Below are 15,045 nucleotides of genomic sequence, written 5' to 3' on the forward strand. Positions count from 1 at the left end.
CGATCAATGGTCGACGTGTTCGACCGGCTGGCGCAGGATGGTCTTCATCTTCTCAGGGGCAGTCTTGCGTGGGTCGCTGAGGTAGATCTCGTGGTGCAAGCCCGATTCCCGCAGGCCGTTGGCATCGAGGAAGGTGTAGTGGAGTTCGTGCAACACGGGTGCCTCGTCGTCGTAGGAGCCGAGGTGGAGCACCTGAGCGCTGGGGCCTTCGTGGAGGGTCAGGTGCCGCAGCTGGGAGATCGTGGGGAGCTTCTTCTTGGCCAGCGCGGTCTGCTGGGCGTTCTCGATCATCTCCTTGGTGATCCAGGGGGGCACGCTGATGAGCATGGTCCAGTTCCAGGTGTCCTTGGCGCGGGCGACGAACGCCTCGGCCGTGTCGGCGTACCACAGTCCTTCCAGCGGAGCGACGACGAAGTCGCCGCCCGCTGTCCGCTTGCTGGTGAACTCGAGGGTGTAGGCGACCGCATAGAGGGCCTCGACCGCGCTGGTGTAGGCGGGCGCCGTGTTGGGGTTTCCGGTGCCGTCGATGGCAATGAACTGCTGTTCGGGAACGTCCACGACGGCCCACGCGGTGTTGTTGGGTGCGTAGAGCTCTTTCTGCTCCCGCTTGACGTCATACGGTGCCACTGGTGTCTCTCTTCCTGGGTGGCGCATAGCCCAGCGATGCTCGGTAACGGGCGAGCCAGACTTGCTCGGCTGACAGCTGGCTGAGGGTGTAGTCGAAGATCGTGTGCACGAGTCCGGGAGCGTCCTGCTCCCTGGACGCGGCCTGGGGACATGCGCTCCCGTGCGCTCCGCGAGCGCACGGGAGCGCTGGTCGAGGGCAGCGAGCAGGCGTTCGGGGCCGATGGCCTTGCCGCTCACTGGGATTCGATAACGACCTACCTGAGGCCGGGTCAGATCACCGGGACGATTACCGAGGTTTCGGCCTCGGCTTCGGGGACCTGACTGGGGTCGTTGAGGTAGATGTTGAAGTGGTGGGTCGAGGGGTCGTCGCTGCGGGAGATACGCAGGCCGTTGTCGTCGATGAACGCGGCGATCTGGTCGTGGGCCTGTGGGATCGCCTGGGCGAAGGGGCCTTTCACGGTGGCCGACACCGCGCGACGGGCAGGCAGATGCAGCGCGATCAGTGGGGCCTGGACCTCGGTGCCGGGGGTGGCTTCCACGAAAACCGACTCGTCGACGTCGGATTCGCGGAATTCCGCGTCGTGCTCGATGCAGCCACCGGGGCCCGTCACCGAGATGTGCTGGCGTTGTAGTTCGGGCATCAGACGTGCCCAGAGCTCCCCCTCCGCCGCGTAGTTGGCGACCGTGCCGCGCAGGGTCACCAGCGTCTGGGCGGGGATATCGATCAGTTTCACGTCGGTCATGGTGTGCTCCAGAGTGTTTCGGTCGAGCAGGCGCTCGATGAGGGTCAGCCGGTGCCGCGCCGCGGCGGACTCGTCCACCAGCGCCAGGCGCTGCAAGCGCAGCGCCTCGGTGTAGGCGGGAGTGCCGTAGACGGCGAGCAGGGCTCCGATGGCGGACACGCCGAACCCGACGTCACGCAGTTGCCGGATGCGGCCGGCCTCGCGCAGCTGCCGCGGCGAGTACCAGCGATATCCGGTGCTGTTGTCGACGATCGCGGGAATCAGCACCCCGCCGGCGTCATAGTGCCGCAGCATGCGCACGCTGATCCTGCTCAGCGAGGAGAAGCGCCCGATGGACATCAGGTTCGAGGGGTCGGTCACGCCAGTGAGTCTGCGGTCTCACACGGTGTCAGAGTCAAGCGACACACGCGTTCGGGCAAACCCACCCACCAAAGTCCGTGCGGCCAACGCATGGTTCGGGCTCGCTCGTCGCGTCCGGACGTCAGCTGGGAATGGGGTCGAGGTCGTCTGAGCCGATACACCGGCGCCCGACGGCGTGACCGGCTCGGTACCGCCGTGCCCGGTCACACTGTCTCGGTGAAGAATTGCGTGCGGATCTGGGCTGCTTCCCCAAATGCCACTGGCTCGAACCGGGTGACAGTGCCGACGACAAGCGCAGCACGCAAGTCATATTTCTCCTCGGTTCAATTCGCATAACTATCCGACGCCGCCCGGTACGCGAACACAAACCGAAGGGTATCGATGGAGGTAGACGGATCGAACGGCAACAAAGGCGGTTGCGGTGCGAATGGATCTGGAGACGAGAATCGGTGCGGCGGCGGAGTGGCTGTACCGGAATCAAATGTCCGACGAGCCCGGGGGCACGGGCTGGGGCTGGCTTGCGGGCGTGCCACCGAATGCGATGAGCACGGCGGAGGTCGTGTGCGCGCTACGGGTCTGCGGGCGGGAAATCCCCTGGGCGCAGGAGGTTTCCGAACTGTTGCGCCAGCCGTCGCTGGACGGGGGCGAGCGCATGGCGCCGATCGATACGTCCTGGCGATTGCGGGCATTGCGCGAACTGGGGGCCCAGGCAGACGACGCCGACGAGGTGGAGCTGCGCGAGTCGCTACTCGCGGCGCAGGACGCCGACACCGGCGGATGGCCGATGTCGAGCCGGTCGGGGCCCGTGTCGGTCATGTCCACCGCCAACGCGATTGCCGCGCTCGATGCGGCCGCATCATCCGATGAGGATGTGGCACAGGCGATTCTGTGGGGCGCGGGCTGCCTGGTGGCCGCGATACTGGACCACGATCCACGCCCTCGGCCGCTCTATGAGTCGGCCTATGTGGTGGCCGCGCTGGTCCGGCCCGAGATCGCCGCGATCGGCGGGGAACGCTTCGCCCACGCCCGCGAGCTGGCCGTCTGCCGCCTACTCGCAGCGTTGCGGCGCGGTGATGCCGGCGTCGCGGAGGAGACGTTCGTCCGGGACGGCGTCGCCGAGAGCTGGCGGCATCTGACGCTGCACGCCGCGCTCGGCGCGGTCCTGGCCGCCGAGCCCCGGTCGATCGCCGATCCGGCGGTATCACAGGCGCTGACGCCCCTGCTCGAACTACAGGAAACCGATCGCATGCACGCCCAGTACGGCGGATTCCGCACCTCACCGGACGGATATGTGACCACCTCGGCCACGGCACAGGGCCTGACGGCAATGACACTCGCCAAGCAGGGATCGGACGAAATCCCGTCCCCGGCAAGGAATCCGAGAATCCAAGAACGCTCCCGAACGGCCCACCTGGCCGAACCACACAGGCTGGCCATCGCGGGCGGCCGCCCGGTGGTCATGAACGCCCACGCCGGCACCGCCCTGTGGATCTGCGGAGTCGCCGCCGGACTGACCATCGCAGCCATGGCAATCGTCTTCTCCGGCCACCTCGGCCATATCGGCAGCCGCGCACTGACTGCATGGGGAATGCTGTTCGTAGCCCTGGGCACTTACGCGGGCATCGGAACCCGATTGCCACGAATACCCCGCGGCCAGATCGCGACCACGATATTCGGCACCTACACCGCAGTTGTCCTGCCGCTCATCGCCTTTCTGCTGCGGTGAATCGAACGGGTAGCCACCTCCACGACGCAGTTCCCGGGAATGCGAAAGCCTCGTGCTCGACATCGACGACACAGCTCTGAAAGCTCTGGGTAACGATCGTCCGCCGATACTCGAAGCTCGGCTACCGCGTCGCCCTCGAACCAGTCGGCGACACCGCATAATTCACACCTCCCGCTCAGGGGCTATCGATTCGATGGGTCTATCGGGTTGCGATGCGGCTATGGGTTGGGGTGCGGCGGGGGTACAGGGCGCTGTGTAGCGGAGGGCCCAGGACGCGGCGCAGCGCGTGCGGTGTCATGGCAGTGACGGGGGCGAGGGGGTTGAGGTACCTGGTAAAGATCACTCCACCGATCAGAGCGACGGCGGCGGTGGCGCGTTCGGTGGCGTCGGGGCCGCCCAAATATTCAGCAAGTCCGCTGATTACCTCGTTCTCCAGGTAGTCGCGCAGGACGCGCATGACGTCTTCGTCTCGGGCTGCCAGCCGGTTCTCGGCGGGATCGGTGGCCTCCCAGCCGTCGACGACCGAGCACAGCAGCCGGTCGGCCAAGCCCTCCGCCGGACCGTCCACGACCGCGGCCAGGTTGAGCGTGCGACTGCAGGCCACGCGCATGACCTCGACGAAAAGGCCCTGTTTGGTACCGAAGTGATAGATGACCGCCGCCGAGTCGACCCCGGCCCGCGCGGCCACCGCGCGCACCGTTGTACGCCGGAAACCGTGACGCAGGAACAGCTCCTGCGCCGCCTCCGCGATGTGTTCCCGCGTAGGCGGACGGCCCCTCGGGCGACCACGCGATTTATTCAGCATCGTTGAATTCCACGACTCGTGGGTGCCAGTGTCAAGGACGCCCCATCCCGAAGATCGAAGGAGTCGCGCACATGCGCATCACCGTGTTCGGAGCCACCGGCCCGACCGGCCGCCAACTGACCGACCAGGCACTGGCCGCAGGCCACCACGTCACCGCCGTAGCCCGACGACCGGAGAAACTCTCGCCTCGCCCAGGCCTGACCGTGGCCCGGGCGGACGTCGCCGATCCCGAGTCCGTCGAGGCTGTAGTCGCCGGCAGCGACGCTGTGCTGTCGGCTCTCGGCGCACCACCGACCCGGGGACCTGTCGACATATACTCCGCCGGCACCGGGCACATTGTGGAGGCGATGCGGCGGCAGGATGTGAAGCGGCTGGTCGTGATCAGCTCGAGCGTCCTTGATCCCAGTTGGAGGCCGAGCAGCGCCTACTTTTTCAACAACGTGTTCGACCCGTATGTGAACAGGGTCCTCGCCCGCACCGCCCACGAGGACATGCGGCGGATGGAGGCCACAGTAAGCGCCAGCGAGCTGGACTGGACGATTGTCCGGCCTTCCGGTCTTTTCGATCACCCGGACGTGACCGACTACGTGACCGACGAGAACAGCGCCGACGGCGTGTTCACTGCCCGATCCGACCTCGCCGCAGCCATGCTCGGGCAGCTCACGGACGGTCGCTTCACCCGCAAGGCGATGGGTGTCGTTTCAACCCAGGTCAGGCCCAATATCGCCAAACTGATCTGGACCGAGGCCACCCGGAAACGGTAGTAGATCTACCGTGGCCGCCGTCGGCCACGGCGGTGAACGCCGAAATTCCTTCCACGATAAAAGGATTGAGCACAATGTCTGTGTCGTTGTCGGCCTCGGCCGAGGCATTCTTGGCCGAGAACCACGCCTGCACGCTGACCACCGTGCGACCCGACGGGTCGCCCCACGTGGTGCCCGTGCGATTTACCTGGGATCGCACGTCCGGGTTGGCGCGCGTCATGACGATCAAGTCGCGACGCAAGGCCAGGAATATCCTGGCCGGCCCCGGCGGCCGCGTCGCGATCTGCCAGACGGCAGGTTTTCGGTGGCTGACGCTCGAAGGTCCGGCCGTGGTATCCGACGATCCGCAGCGCATAGCCGAGGGCGTGCGCCGGTATACCAGCCGCTACTCGTCCCCGCCGCCCAGCCCGCCAGGGCTGGTGGTGATCGAGGTCGCGGTGGACCGGGTCATAAGCCCGGACAACTGATCCGGGTATCGCGGCCTAGAGCATCCGGGGTACCAATCCCCAATCATCACCAACACAAGGGAGCATCATGACGCAACTCGATAGCAACGACGACGACCGGCCGGTCACCTTGATCAACGTATTCGAGGTTCCAGCCGACCAGGTCGACGAGGCCATCACCCAATGGCGTATCCGCGCACAGCTCATGGCGAGTGCTCCCGGATTCCGAGACTCACGACTGCATCGGGCGATCTCTTCGACGGCGCAGTTCCAACTTGTCAACGTTGCGCATTGGGACAGCCGGGCCGATCTGGAAGCGGCCCAAGCCGACCCCGCGTTTCGAGCTATGGCGGAGAACGCCCAGTTGTCGGTTTCAGCCAACCCGGCAGCTTATGAGGTCGTGGTCGAACTTCTTAGAAACGACTCGGAGCCGCCGGAATTCGACGGCTCCGCGCTCCCGGAAAATGGGGACCGGTAGGTTCTTCATAACAGTATGTTTCGATGCGCGAAATCGTCTCGAATACCCCGCGGCCAGATCGCCACCACGATATTCGGCACCTACACCGCAGTTGTCCTGCCGCTCATCGCCTTCCTGCTGCGGTGAATCGAACGGATATCGCCGAGCCTTCGCGTCGCGTATCGGGCCGGCGCAGGAAGCGAGGTGCGCAACGTCGCGCACTTTCACCCGCACGTGTTTGCCCGCTGGCCCCGAACGCAATGGCCTACTGGCACAACTTGGTTGGTCAAATCAGCTGAAGTTCCCGCATCCGCGTGTCGAGCTGCCGTGCCGCTATCGATCCAGGCGCCCGGACGTGCACGAGGCCGCGGGCTTCGAGTAGTTGGGTGGACACACGCCGCAGACCAGCCGGCCCGTGGCCCTGTACCACGCGGAAATGCTGGACCTGGTGGCCTCCCTCGGCCTGAGTTGAGCCGCGCGCTCGGCCTGTTGCGGTTTCGCATCAGGATCGGGACACGGCGGAGGGGCCACGGAGCGCGTGGGCGGGGAATGTGATGTGATCGAGGAATCCAGATCCACTCCCGGGAAGGGACTCCACACTCGTGATCATCCAGCGAGAGACCCAGATGTCGCTCGTCGTGCGCACGGACTTCTCCGATCAACAGGCTTGGGAGGCTTGCCGTTCAGCGATCGAGAAGTCCGCGGTCGAGGCGATCGGGCACCCCGACAACTTCGTCGAGTTCGTGGACAGTCCGGAGTACCGCGACATCACGGTGCAGCAGTTCCTCGACGAGCTCCCCGAGGGAGACGAGGACGAAAACGACACGTACGTCATGCTGGCGGACCAGCAGACCATGACGAACGCGGATCATCCGGTACTCGTACTCGACCTGTTCGACGCGGGGCGCGGGACGACCGCGCGCGTCGCCTCGTCCGAGTTGTGGGAAGTGGTCGGCAATCTCGACAACGCCAACATGGATGTCCGGGACTACGCGGACGCCGCGGGCGAAGACGGCGTATTCCGTAACTTCCCCTGATCCGTTTCGCGCCCGAAGTCCGCGGCGTCACCCGGATTTCGGGCGCTTCCGCCGCGCCGGCGCGCCGAGAGTCGCCGACAACTGATCGGCCACCGTGCGCGTGAACTCTCCCGCCTCGCGTAAATGGTTGCCCAGGCGCTGTTTCGGGGCGGAGACGTTGATGGCGGCGACGACGTCGCCACGGAAACCGTAGACCGGCGCGGACACACCGACCAGCCCCGGCTCGAATTCCTCGTCCACCGAGGCATATCCGCGCTGCCGGATGTCGGCGACCTTGCCCAGCAGGAACTCCAGCGTCAGCCAGTCCGTATCCGCCTGTGCACCAACGGGTATCGCGGTGGCGACCGGCGGCGCGGGACGGTCCGGGGGAAACAGGTGCCACCAGCGGGTGATGGTCTCGTCGTCCCATTCGCTCATCAGGGTGCGGCCCGCGGAGGTGGTGTAGGGGTCGACCGAGGTGCCCTCCCAGCCGATGCCGCGGAAGGCGTGCGTCGCCAGCTCGCTGTGCAGGGTCAGCACCCGGTTGCCGCGCAGGACGCACAGGTGGGTGGTCTCGTTCAGCCCGCCCACCACCTTGCGCAGGTACGGCGCGGACAAATGCGCCAGCTGGGTTTCGGTAGCGTGCGTGGCCAGGGCGAACAGCCGCCAGCCGGGGCGGTAGGCCTTGGTGTCCTCGTCGCGGGCCACCAGACCGGCCTCGGCGAGCGTGGCCAGCGCGCGGGAGACCTGCGCCTTGTCGCGCCCGGCCAGCTCGGCGATCCGGGAGACGCCCAGCCCGGCCGCGGCATCGGGCCGCGCCAGCACCTCCAGCAGCTCGACATCGCGGATCAAACCGGAGCTGTAGGTCCGCTGATCAGCCATTACTCCCCCTATCGGAGCTCGCGGCGGGGCCGAGGACCCCGCCTCGCGGTCGGCCGGTCCATCTCACGCCGTAACCCCACGGTTCGGCCGCCGCCCGCGTCATTATGTTGATAATCGTGCAACAGTGGTTGCTTGAATGTCAATACTCGCGATACCTTCGGCTCATTGAAGTGCCGTGGCTCACATCGCCCCCATCGATGTGCCACGGCATGCTGCAGGAAGAGAGTGCATTGCAATGACGAGTGCCGAAATCCACGATCCCGCCGAACCCGTCGTAGGCCCCAAGGCCTGGCGGTTCCTGAAACGGCTCACGGCCGTGACCGCGGGCGGAATGTTCATCGACGGCTACATATTCGCGGTCATCGGCGTGACGATGGCGCTGCAGACGTTCAAGGACGATCTGCACGTCACCTCCACCTGGGCGGGCCTGATCTCCTCCGCCACGCTGATCGGAATCTTCATCGGCGCAACCACTTTCGGCTGGCTCACCGACAGGGTCGGCCGCAAGGCGATGTTCCTGGGCGACCTGGCCGGGTTCGCGATCGCCTCGGTGCTGATGTTCTTCGTGCAGTCCTCGTGGCAGATGTTCGCGCTGGGCCTGATCATGGGCCTGGCGGTCGGCGCGGACTACGCGATCGGTTCGCCACTGATCACCGAGTTCTCCCCGACCTCGCTGCGCGCCCGGCTCACCTCGTTCCTCCAGATCGCCTGGAACGTCGGCTATGTCGTGGCCTTCCTGATCGGCTACCTGATCACCCGCGCCTACCCGCACGAGTGGCGGCTGGTCCTGGTCTCGGCCTTCATTCCGGCGGCGCTGTGTCTGATCGCCCGGCACGGACTCCCCGAATCGCCGCGCTGGCTGCTGTCCCAGGGTCGCCGTGATGAGGCCGAAGCCGTTCTCGCGCAGCTGAATTGGTCGCTGGAATCCGGCGACTTCCAGGCCGAGCAGCCCGAGGAGGCGAAGTTCTCCACGATCTTCTCCCGCGACTACATCGGCCGCACCTTCTTCGTCTCGATGTTCTGGACGTGCCTGGTACTGCCGTACTTCGCGATCATCTTCTTCCAGGCCGACGTGCTGAAGGCGCTGCACATGACCAACCCGATCGTCTCCGCGCTGGTCGGCACGATCGTCGCGCTGGCCGGCGCGGTGCTGGGCTGGTACCTGATCGAGCGGGTCGGGCGGCGCCGGCTGCTGATCGTGCCGCTGTGGATCACCGGCATCGCGCTGCTGATCGTCTCGTTCGACGCCTCGCTGCCGCGGCTGATCGTGGCTGCCGCGTTCTTCGTCTACCTCTTCGCCTACGGCGTGGCCTCCATCCTGTGCGGCGTATACCCGATGGAGCTGTTCCCGACCGCGGTGCGCACCAGCGGCGTCGGATTCTCCAGCTCGGTCAGCCGGATCGGCGCGGCCATCGGCACATTCCTGTTGCCGATCGCGCTGAACCACTGGAGCGTCGGCGGCACCATGGCGGTGATGGGCGCAGTGTGCATCGCGGGCGCGATCGGCTCGCAGTACCTGGCGCCGGAGACGACCGGCCGTTCCCTGGCCGAGGTCAGCTCCAAGGCCGCCCGCGGTGTCATCCGCACGACCTCGGAGCGCCGGACCGCTGCGAGCCCGGCCACCGAGCCCAAGGTCGCCTGACCCGACGGCTCGACCGAACCACCAACCCCTGCAACACCTTCGGAGGTGACAGCCATGACCCGGCACACCGGTGTCGAACTCGGCGAATCGTTCATCGATCCCGGCGTCAACGCGGCGCACATCAATACCGTCCTCGGCCCGCGCGGCAGCGCCGCCGAAACGGCGTGGACCACCAGCCTGGCCACCCCGTCGGCGGGTTACGAACGCTTCGTGGTGATCATGCGGCCCGGTGTGCCGGTTCAGCCGTTCACCGTCTTCGTCTCCAAGGCCGCGCCGGTCGACGACCGGCACGGCGAAATGATCTGGGGCCCTGCGCAGGCCGGGGTGGCCGCGGGCGTGGCCGATGCGGTCGCCGCGGGCACCGTCGCCCCCGACGAGGTCACCGATCTGCGCCTGATCGTCGCGGTCTGGGTCAACCCCAAGGCCGACGACGCCGAGGCGGTCTACCGCAACAACCGCCTCGCGACCGCGACGGCGCTGGCCAACGGTGCGGCCCGGTACCCCGACGTCGACACCGTGCTGAAAACCCGTGGGCAGATCGGCAATCCGTTCTTCACCCCGGCCGACGGCGGCGCCCCCGGCACCGAAACCACCCCGGAGGACCCGAAATGAAAATCACCGCGATTCGTACCCGAAAGCTACGCCAGGAACTCGATCCGCCCTTCTTCGCGGCCTGGGATCCCGTGCCGCGCAGGCATTTCGATGCCACCCTGGTCGAGGTGCACACCGACGAGGGCATCGTCGGCATCGGATCGGGCGACACCATGGACGGTTTCGCCGCCTACGAGGAGCTGTTCATCGGCACCGATCCGCTGAACATCATCGAGCAGGTCCGGCGGATCGAGACGATCAACTTCCACGCCGGGCGCTTCTGGCCGCTCGAGGTCGCGCTGTGGGACATCATCGGCAAGGCCGCGAACATGCCGGTGGCACAGCTGTTCGGCGGCGCGGAACGCAAGATCCTGGCGTATGCCTCGACCGGTGAGCTGCGCACGCCCGAGCAGCGCGCCGAATCCGCCCTGGCCATCCGCGAAGCCGGGTTCCGGGCCATGAAAATCCGTGTGAATCCCCATGATTCGCGTACCGGCCTGGCCGCGGTGCGCGCGGCGCGCGAGGCCGTCGGCGACACGATGGAGATCATGGTCGATCTCAACCAGTCCTGGCGGATGGCCGGGGACACCCAGGTTCCCGCGGACTACGTGACCGCCCGCCGGCTCATCGAGCAGTTCCGCGACCTGGACGTGTACTGGGTCGAGGAGCCGCTGCCCTACGTCGATCGCGACGGCCTGCGGCGGCTGCGCGCCGAGACCGGGATGCGGATCTCCGGCGGGGAGATGATCTCCTCGCTGCCCGAGGTGATCGACTACCTCGAACACGACGTGCTGGACATCTACCAGATGGACGTGGTGCTCGCGGTCGGCATGCATCGCGCGCGGACCCTGGGCGAGCTGGCCATCGCCAAGAACCGCCGCTTCACACCGCACTCCTGGACCAACGGCATCGGCGTGCTGGCCAATCTGCACGTCAGCGCCGGAATCGGCGGGGGGCCGTACTTCGAATTCCCCTACGATCCACCGGGCTGGACGCCCGAGCGCCGGGACTTCATGCTGACCCGCCCGGTAGAGGTCGATACTGAGGGCTACCTGCATGTTCCCGACGCACCCGGGATCGGATTCGAACTCGACGAGGAGGCGTGCCGCCGATGGGCACTGTGAACTGGCACGAGCGGGCCGAGCGCGCCGACCTGCCGAATCAACTCTTCATCGACGGGAAGTTCGTCGATGCCGCCGACGGCGGCACCTTCGAGAAGTACTCCCCTATCGACGGGCGCCTGCAGGGCGTGGTCGCCTCCGGGCAGGCCGCCGATATCGACGCCGCGGTGCTCGCCGCGCGCCAGGCGTTCGAGGACGGCCGCTGGTCCGGGCTGGATCCGGCCGTGCGCAAGGCGCACCTGCTGCGGTTCGCCGAGGAGATCGAGCGCGCCGCCGAGCGCCTCGCCCTGGCCGAGACCCTGGATGTCGGCAAGCCGATCGCCAACACCCTCGCCGTCGACGCACCCGGCACCGCGAACACGATCCGCTGGTATGCCGAGGCCATCGACAAGACCTACGACGAGATCGCCCCGGCCCCCGCCAAGCGCCTGGCGCTCATCACCCGCGAGCCGCTCGGCGTGGTCGGCGCGGTCGTGCCGTGGAACTACCCGTCGATGATCGCGTCCTGGAAGATCGGTCCCGCACTGGCGGCGGGCAACACCTTCGTGCTCAAACCGGCCGAGCAGTCCCCGCATTCGGCGCTGGTACTGGCCGAGGCCGCGCAGCGCGCCGGGCTCCCCGACGGCGTGCTGAACGTGGTCACCGGATTCGGTGAGACCGCCGGGCAGGCCCTGGGCCGTCACCTGGACGTGGACAAGATCGCCTTCACCGGGTCCACCCGGGTGGGGCGGCTTTTCCAGCAGTACGCGGCGGAATCCAACGGCAAGCAGGTGGCCATCGAGGCGGGCGGCAAGTCGCCGCAGCTGGTGCTGGACAGCGCCGGAGATCTTCAGCGCATCGCCGAAACCGTGGCCTGGGGCATCTATTACAACGTCGGGCAGACCTGCAACGCCGGTTCCCGCCTGATCGTGCACGAATCCCTCGCGGACGAATTGGTCACGCGCATCACCGAATTCGCGGCCAGGACGTTCGTCCCGGGAGATCCGCTCGACGAGAACACCCAGTTCGGTGCGATCGCCGACGAGCAGCAGCTCGCCAGCGTGACCGGCTATCTGGAACAGGGCCGCCGCACCGCCCGCCTGGTGACCGGTGGCAACCGCGTGCGCACCGAATCCGGCGGCTACTACGTGCAACCGACGATCTTCGCCGAGGTGGACAACGATTCCGTGCTCGCACAGGAGGAGATCTTCGGGCCCGTGCTGACCGTGACCACCTTCACCACCGAGGAGCAGGGCGTGGCGTTGGCCAACGACACCCGCTACGGCTTGGCCGCCTCGGTATGGACCACCGATCTGTCTGCCGCCCACCGGGTTTCGCGCCAGCTGCGCGCGGGGACGGTGTGGGTCAACACCTTCGACGAATCGAGCGTGATCACCCCGTTCGGCGGCTTCAAGGAGACCGGACTCGGGCGGGACAAATCCCTGCACGCCCTCGACGCCTACACCGCACTGAAGACTACCTGGATCAATTGGGAATAACTGAGATGACACTGAATTCGACCCCGCTCATCGGGTTCATCGGCCTCGGCCACATGGGCGGGCACATGTCCGCGAACCTCGTGCGCGCCGGGCATCGCCTGCTCGTGCACGACCTCAACCCCGAAGCCGTGCAGCGCCTGGTCGATCTCGGTGCCGAGCGCGCCGACTCGATCGCCGAGCTGGCCGCCGCCTGCGATGTCGTGATCACCATGCTGCCCGGACCGCCGCAGGTCGAGGCCGTGATCCGGGAAATGGGTCCGCTGCTGCGCCCCGGCTCGGTGTGGGTGGACATGTCCACCTCCACGCCGGCCGCCGCCCGCGTAGTGGACGACCTGCTGGCCGAGCGCGGGGTGTCCCGGCTCGACGCGCCGGTGTCGGGGATGGCCAAGGGCGCCGCCTCGGGCATGTTGCAGATCTTCGTCGGTGGCGAGACCGCGGTGCTCGAGCGGGTGCGGCCGCTGTTCGAGGTGATGGGCGATCCCGAGCGGGTGCTGCACGTCGGCGGGCTCGGCGCGGGATACACCGTCAAGCTGATGATCAACCAGCTGTGGTTCTCGCATCTGGTCGCCGCGGCCGAGGTGCTGACCGTCGGGGTGAAGGCCGGGGTCGACCTCGAGGTGCTGCACCGCTCGCTGCTGGCCAGCCCTGCCGCGAGTTCGTTCCTGGCCAACGATCTGCCCTCGATCTTCGCGGACGACTACGACGAGTCCTTCGCGATGAAGCTGGCGTGCAAGGATCTCGGCCTGTCCATCGACCTCGGCCGCGATGTCGGTGTGCCGACGCCGATATCGGCGCACGTCGAGCAGATATATCGCACCGCGCTGGCGAAATACGGCCCCGACTCCGGAGAGATGATCCCGGTGCGGCTGGCCGAGGACTACGCCGGGCTGCTGCTACGTCCGGCCGAGGCGCAGGAGGCGGCGGCATGACCGAACATCATTGCGGCTACGCACATTCGGTGCACGCCGAGAACTGGGACATCACCACCCGAACCCAGGTGATCGCCGGGGCCGGGTCGGTCGCGCGGCTGGGCGGGCTACTGCACGAGCGGGGCGCGCGGCGGGTGCTGATCGTCACCGATCCGGGCCTGCGCAAGACCGGCATGGTGGACGACGTCGCCGCGACGATCACCGCCGCGGGGCCGGCGGTGACGATCCACAGCGAGATCCCCGCGAACCCGTCGACCGCCTCGCTGGACGTGGCCACCGCGGTCGCGCGGGATGCCCGCGCCGATTTCGTCGTCGCGATCGGCGGCGGCTCGGCGCTGGACGCGGCGAAAGCCGTTGCGCTGCTGACCCACACATCGCTGTCGGCCGAATCGCTGGACGGCTCCGAGGAATTCGACGCCCCGACGGTACCGCTGGCGGCCATCCCGACCACGGCCGGAACCGGCGCGGAGACCAACGGTTTCGGCGTCATAGAGAGCGCCGACCATCGCAAGGTGTACATCGGCACCGCCGCGACGACCCCCGAACTGGTGATCCTGGACGCCGAGCTGACGGTCGGGCTGCCCGCGAAGGTCACCGCGGCGGCGGGTTTCGACGCGATCATCCACGGCGCGGAATCGCTGCTTTCCCAGGGCGCTACCTCGCTCTCACGCGCCTACGCCACCGAATCGCTGCGGCTGACCGTCGCGGCCCTGGCCGACGCGGTGGCCGACGGCTCCGATATCGAGGCCCGCAGCCGCATGCTGATCGGCTCGCACCTGGCCGGGCGCGCGCTGTCGCTGAGCGGACTGGGCCTGGTCCACGGCATCGGGCATTCGATCACCGCCACCACCGGCACCCCGCACGGCGTCGCGCTGGCCTCGATCGCGGGCCCGGCGCTGGCCTTCGGAGCCGGTGCGGCACAGGCGAAGTACGCCGATCTGGTCCGGGTGCTGGATCTGGACGGCGACGGTGCGCGCGCGGCGCAGCGGATCGAGGAGATCGCGGCCACGGTCGGCCTGCCCACAAACCTGGGTGAGCTGGGCGTGGGCGAGGAGCTCGTCGACACCCTGGTCACCAAGACCCTCGCGGACGCGGTCACCAACAACACCCCGCTGCGGCCCAGCGCCGAGCAATTGGCGGCGCTGTTGCGGGCCAGCATCCGGAGCCCCGGTAAGGACCAATGACCGACAGCCGCACCGCGGGAAGCCTCGATGTTGTTGCCATCAGGGCATCCGTGTGGCCGATGTCCGATCCGATGTGCTCCCGCGACCGGCGAAAGCCCATGAGCCAAAAGCGCATCCAACCCGGGCCGCGATATCACCCACGAGTTCCACATCTCACGCCGTGATCCGGACCATGTCATCCGATCGTTCCGCGCGCCAACGAAAGCTGAGAGTCGAGCAGCATGTGCGGACCGACGATCCGGACCGCTCGACGACGACACCGCCCGCGGGCCGT

15 protein-coding genes are annotated in these 15,045 nt (G+C 67.4%); 11 read left to right on the top strand and 4 right to left on the bottom strand.

Annotation, left to right across the window (positions count from 1 at the left end):
• Positions 1-3: 3 nt before the first annotated feature.
• Both ABH933_RS24225 and ABH933_RS24230 read right to left on the bottom strand, forming a co-directional pair.
• Positions 4-627: a GyrI-like domain-containing protein gene (locus ABH933_RS24225; RefSeq protein WP_429421283.1), complete on the bottom strand. Its 624-nt coding sequence runs from the start codon at positions 625-627 to the stop codon at positions 4-6.
• Between the two features lie 269 nt (positions 628-896).
• Positions 897-1,730: a MerR family transcriptional regulator gene (locus ABH933_RS24230; RefSeq protein ID WP_429421281.1), complete on the bottom strand. Its 834-nt coding sequence runs from the start codon at positions 1,728-1,730 to the stop codon at positions 897-899.
• A gap of 481 nt (positions 1,731-2,211) precedes the next feature.
• On the opposite strand from ABH933_RS24230, the gene ABH933_RS24235 reads away from it, so the two are divergent.
• Positions 2,212-3,456 (top strand): hypothetical protein, encoded by a 1,245-nt coding sequence (locus tag ABH933_RS24235; protein ID WP_429421279.1) that lies wholly within the window; start codon positions 2,212-2,214, stop codon positions 3,454-3,456.
• A gap of 199 nt (positions 3,457-3,655) precedes the next feature.
• On the opposite strand, the gene ABH933_RS24240 is transcribed toward ABH933_RS24235, so the two are convergent.
• The gene (locus tag ABH933_RS24240) at positions 3,656-4,261 is read right to left on the bottom strand and encodes a TetR/AcrR family transcriptional regulator (protein ID WP_215917580.1); all 606 of its coding nucleotides are present in this window, start codon (positions 4,259-4,261) and stop codon (positions 3,656-3,658) included.
• Positions 4,262-4,332: 71 nt separating this feature from the next.
• Here ABH933_RS24240 and ABH933_RS24245 point away from each other — a divergent pair, with 71 nt between their 5' ends.
• The 4 genes from ABH933_RS24245 to ABH933_RS24260 all read left to right on the top strand — a co-directional run bounded on the left by ABH933_RS24245 (position 4,333) and on the right by ABH933_RS24260 (position 6,965).
• Positions 4,333-5,025, top strand: a complete 693-nt coding sequence (locus ABH933_RS24245; RefSeq protein WP_429421277.1) for an NAD(P)-dependent oxidoreductase — start codon at positions 4,333-4,335, stop codon at positions 5,023-5,025.
• 74 nt (positions 5,026-5,099) lie between these two features.
• On the top strand, positions 5,100-5,492 hold the full coding sequence (locus ABH933_RS24250) for a pyridoxamine 5'-phosphate oxidase family protein (protein ID WP_429421275.1): 393 nt from the start codon (positions 5,100-5,102) through the stop codon (positions 5,490-5,492).
• Between the two features lie 67 nt (positions 5,493-5,559).
• A complete protein-coding gene (locus ABH933_RS24255) occupies positions 5,560-5,949 on the top strand; it encodes an antibiotic biosynthesis monooxygenase family protein (protein ID WP_429421273.1) in 390 nt (129 codons plus the stop codon).
• A gap of 581 nt (positions 5,950-6,530) precedes the next feature.
• The gene (locus tag ABH933_RS24260) at positions 6,531-6,965 is read left to right on the top strand and encodes a DUF6924 domain-containing protein (RefSeq protein WP_429421271.1); all 435 of its coding nucleotides are present in this window, start codon (positions 6,531-6,533) and stop codon (positions 6,963-6,965) included.
• 27 nt (positions 6,966-6,992) lie between these two features.
• Here the strand turns inward: ABH933_RS24260 and ABH933_RS24265 are convergent, their stop codons facing one another.
• Positions 6,993-7,826 carry an IclR family transcriptional regulator gene (locus tag ABH933_RS24265; protein WP_429421269.1) on the bottom strand — a complete coding sequence of 278 codons (834 nt, stop codon included), beginning with the start codon at positions 7,824-7,826 and terminating at the stop codon, positions 6,993-6,995.
• A gap of 235 nt (positions 7,827-8,061) precedes the next feature.
• Between ABH933_RS24265 and ABH933_RS24270 the strand changes: the two genes are divergently transcribed.
• Genes ABH933_RS24270 through ABH933_RS24295 form a run of 6 tightly spaced genes read left to right on the top strand, consistent with a single transcriptional unit; the run spans position 8,062 to position 14,771 of the window.
• On the top strand, positions 8,062-9,468 hold the full coding sequence (locus ABH933_RS24270; RefSeq protein WP_429421267.1) for an MFS transporter: 1,407 nt from the start codon (positions 8,062-8,064) through the stop codon (positions 9,466-9,468).
• A 54-nt stretch (positions 9,469-9,522) separates the two neighbouring features.
• Complete coding sequence (gene fae, locus ABH933_RS24275) at positions 9,523-10,080, top strand: formaldehyde-activating enzyme (protein ID WP_429421265.1); 558 nt, start codon at positions 9,523-9,525, stop codon at positions 10,078-10,080.
• Positions 10,077-11,183 carry a mandelate racemase/muconate lactonizing enzyme family protein gene (locus tag ABH933_RS24280; RefSeq protein ID WP_429421263.1) on the top strand — a complete coding sequence of 369 codons (1,107 nt, stop codon included), beginning with the start codon at positions 10,077-10,079 and terminating at the stop codon, positions 11,181-11,183. Before fae ends, ABH933_RS24280 begins: the two co-directional genes overlap by 4 nt.
• The gene (locus tag ABH933_RS24285) at positions 11,171-12,658 is read left to right on the top strand and encodes an aldehyde dehydrogenase (protein ID WP_429421262.1); all 1,488 of its coding nucleotides are present in this window, start codon (positions 11,171-11,173) and stop codon (positions 12,656-12,658) included. Before ABH933_RS24280 ends, ABH933_RS24285 begins: the two co-directional genes overlap by 13 nt.
• Positions 12,659-12,663: 5 nt before the next feature.
• Complete coding sequence (locus ABH933_RS24290; RefSeq protein ID WP_429421260.1) at positions 12,664-13,587, top strand: NAD(P)-dependent oxidoreductase; 924 nt, start codon at positions 12,664-12,666, stop codon at positions 13,585-13,587.
• Positions 13,584-14,771: an iron-containing alcohol dehydrogenase family protein gene (locus ABH933_RS24295; RefSeq protein WP_429421258.1), complete on the top strand. Its 1,188-nt coding sequence runs from the start codon at positions 13,584-13,586 to the stop codon at positions 14,769-14,771. Before ABH933_RS24290 ends, ABH933_RS24295 begins: the two co-directional genes overlap by 4 nt.
• Positions 14,772-15,045: the final 274 nt, after the last annotated feature.

Source organism: Nocardia sp. GP40 (genome assembly GCF_050434125.1).
Lineage (GTDB): Bacteria > Actinomycetota > Actinomycetes > Mycobacteriales > Mycobacteriaceae > Nocardia > Nocardia albiluteola.

Excerpts from the sequence above, each read along its gene's own strand:
- ABH933_RS24265 (WP_429421269.1), bottom strand. The coding sequence starts at position 7,826 with ATGGCTGATCAGCGGACCTACAGCTCCGGTTTGATCCGCGATGTCGAG.
- ABH933_RS24255 (WP_429421273.1), top strand. The coding sequence starts at position 5,560 with ATGACGCAACTCGATAGCAACGACGACGACCGGCCGGTCACCTTGATC.
- ABH933_RS24240 (WP_215917580.1), bottom strand. The coding sequence starts at position 4,261 with ATGCTGAATAAATCGCGTGGTCGCCCGAGGGGCCGTCCGCCTACGCGG.
- ABH933_RS24290 (WP_429421260.1), top strand. The coding sequence starts at position 12,664 with ATGACACTGAATTCGACCCCGCTCATCGGGTTCATCGGCCTCGGCCAC.
- ABH933_RS24280 (WP_429421263.1), top strand. The coding sequence starts at position 10,077 with ATGAAAATCACCGCGATTCGTACCCGAAAGCTACGCCAGGAACTCGAT.
- ABH933_RS24270 (WP_429421267.1), top strand. The coding sequence starts at position 8,062 with ATGACGAGTGCCGAAATCCACGATCCCGCCGAACCCGTCGTAGGCCCC.
- ABH933_RS24235 (WP_429421279.1), top strand. The coding sequence starts at position 2,212 with ATGTCCGACGAGCCCGGGGGCACGGGCTGGGGCTGGCTTGCGGGCGTG.
- ABH933_RS24285 (WP_429421262.1), top strand. The coding sequence starts at position 11,171 with ATGGGCACTGTGAACTGGCACGAGCGGGCCGAGCGCGCCGACCTGCCG.
- ABH933_RS24245 (WP_429421277.1), top strand. The coding sequence starts at position 4,333 with ATGCGCATCACCGTGTTCGGAGCCACCGGCCCGACCGGCCGCCAACTG.
- ABH933_RS24295 (WP_429421258.1), top strand. The coding sequence starts at position 13,584 with ATGACCGAACATCATTGCGGCTACGCACATTCGGTGCACGCCGAGAAC.
- ABH933_RS24250 (WP_429421275.1), top strand. The coding sequence starts at position 5,100 with ATGTCTGTGTCGTTGTCGGCCTCGGCCGAGGCATTCTTGGCCGAGAAC.
- fae (WP_429421265.1), top strand. The coding sequence starts at position 9,523 with ATGACCCGGCACACCGGTGTCGAACTCGGCGAATCGTTCATCGATCCC.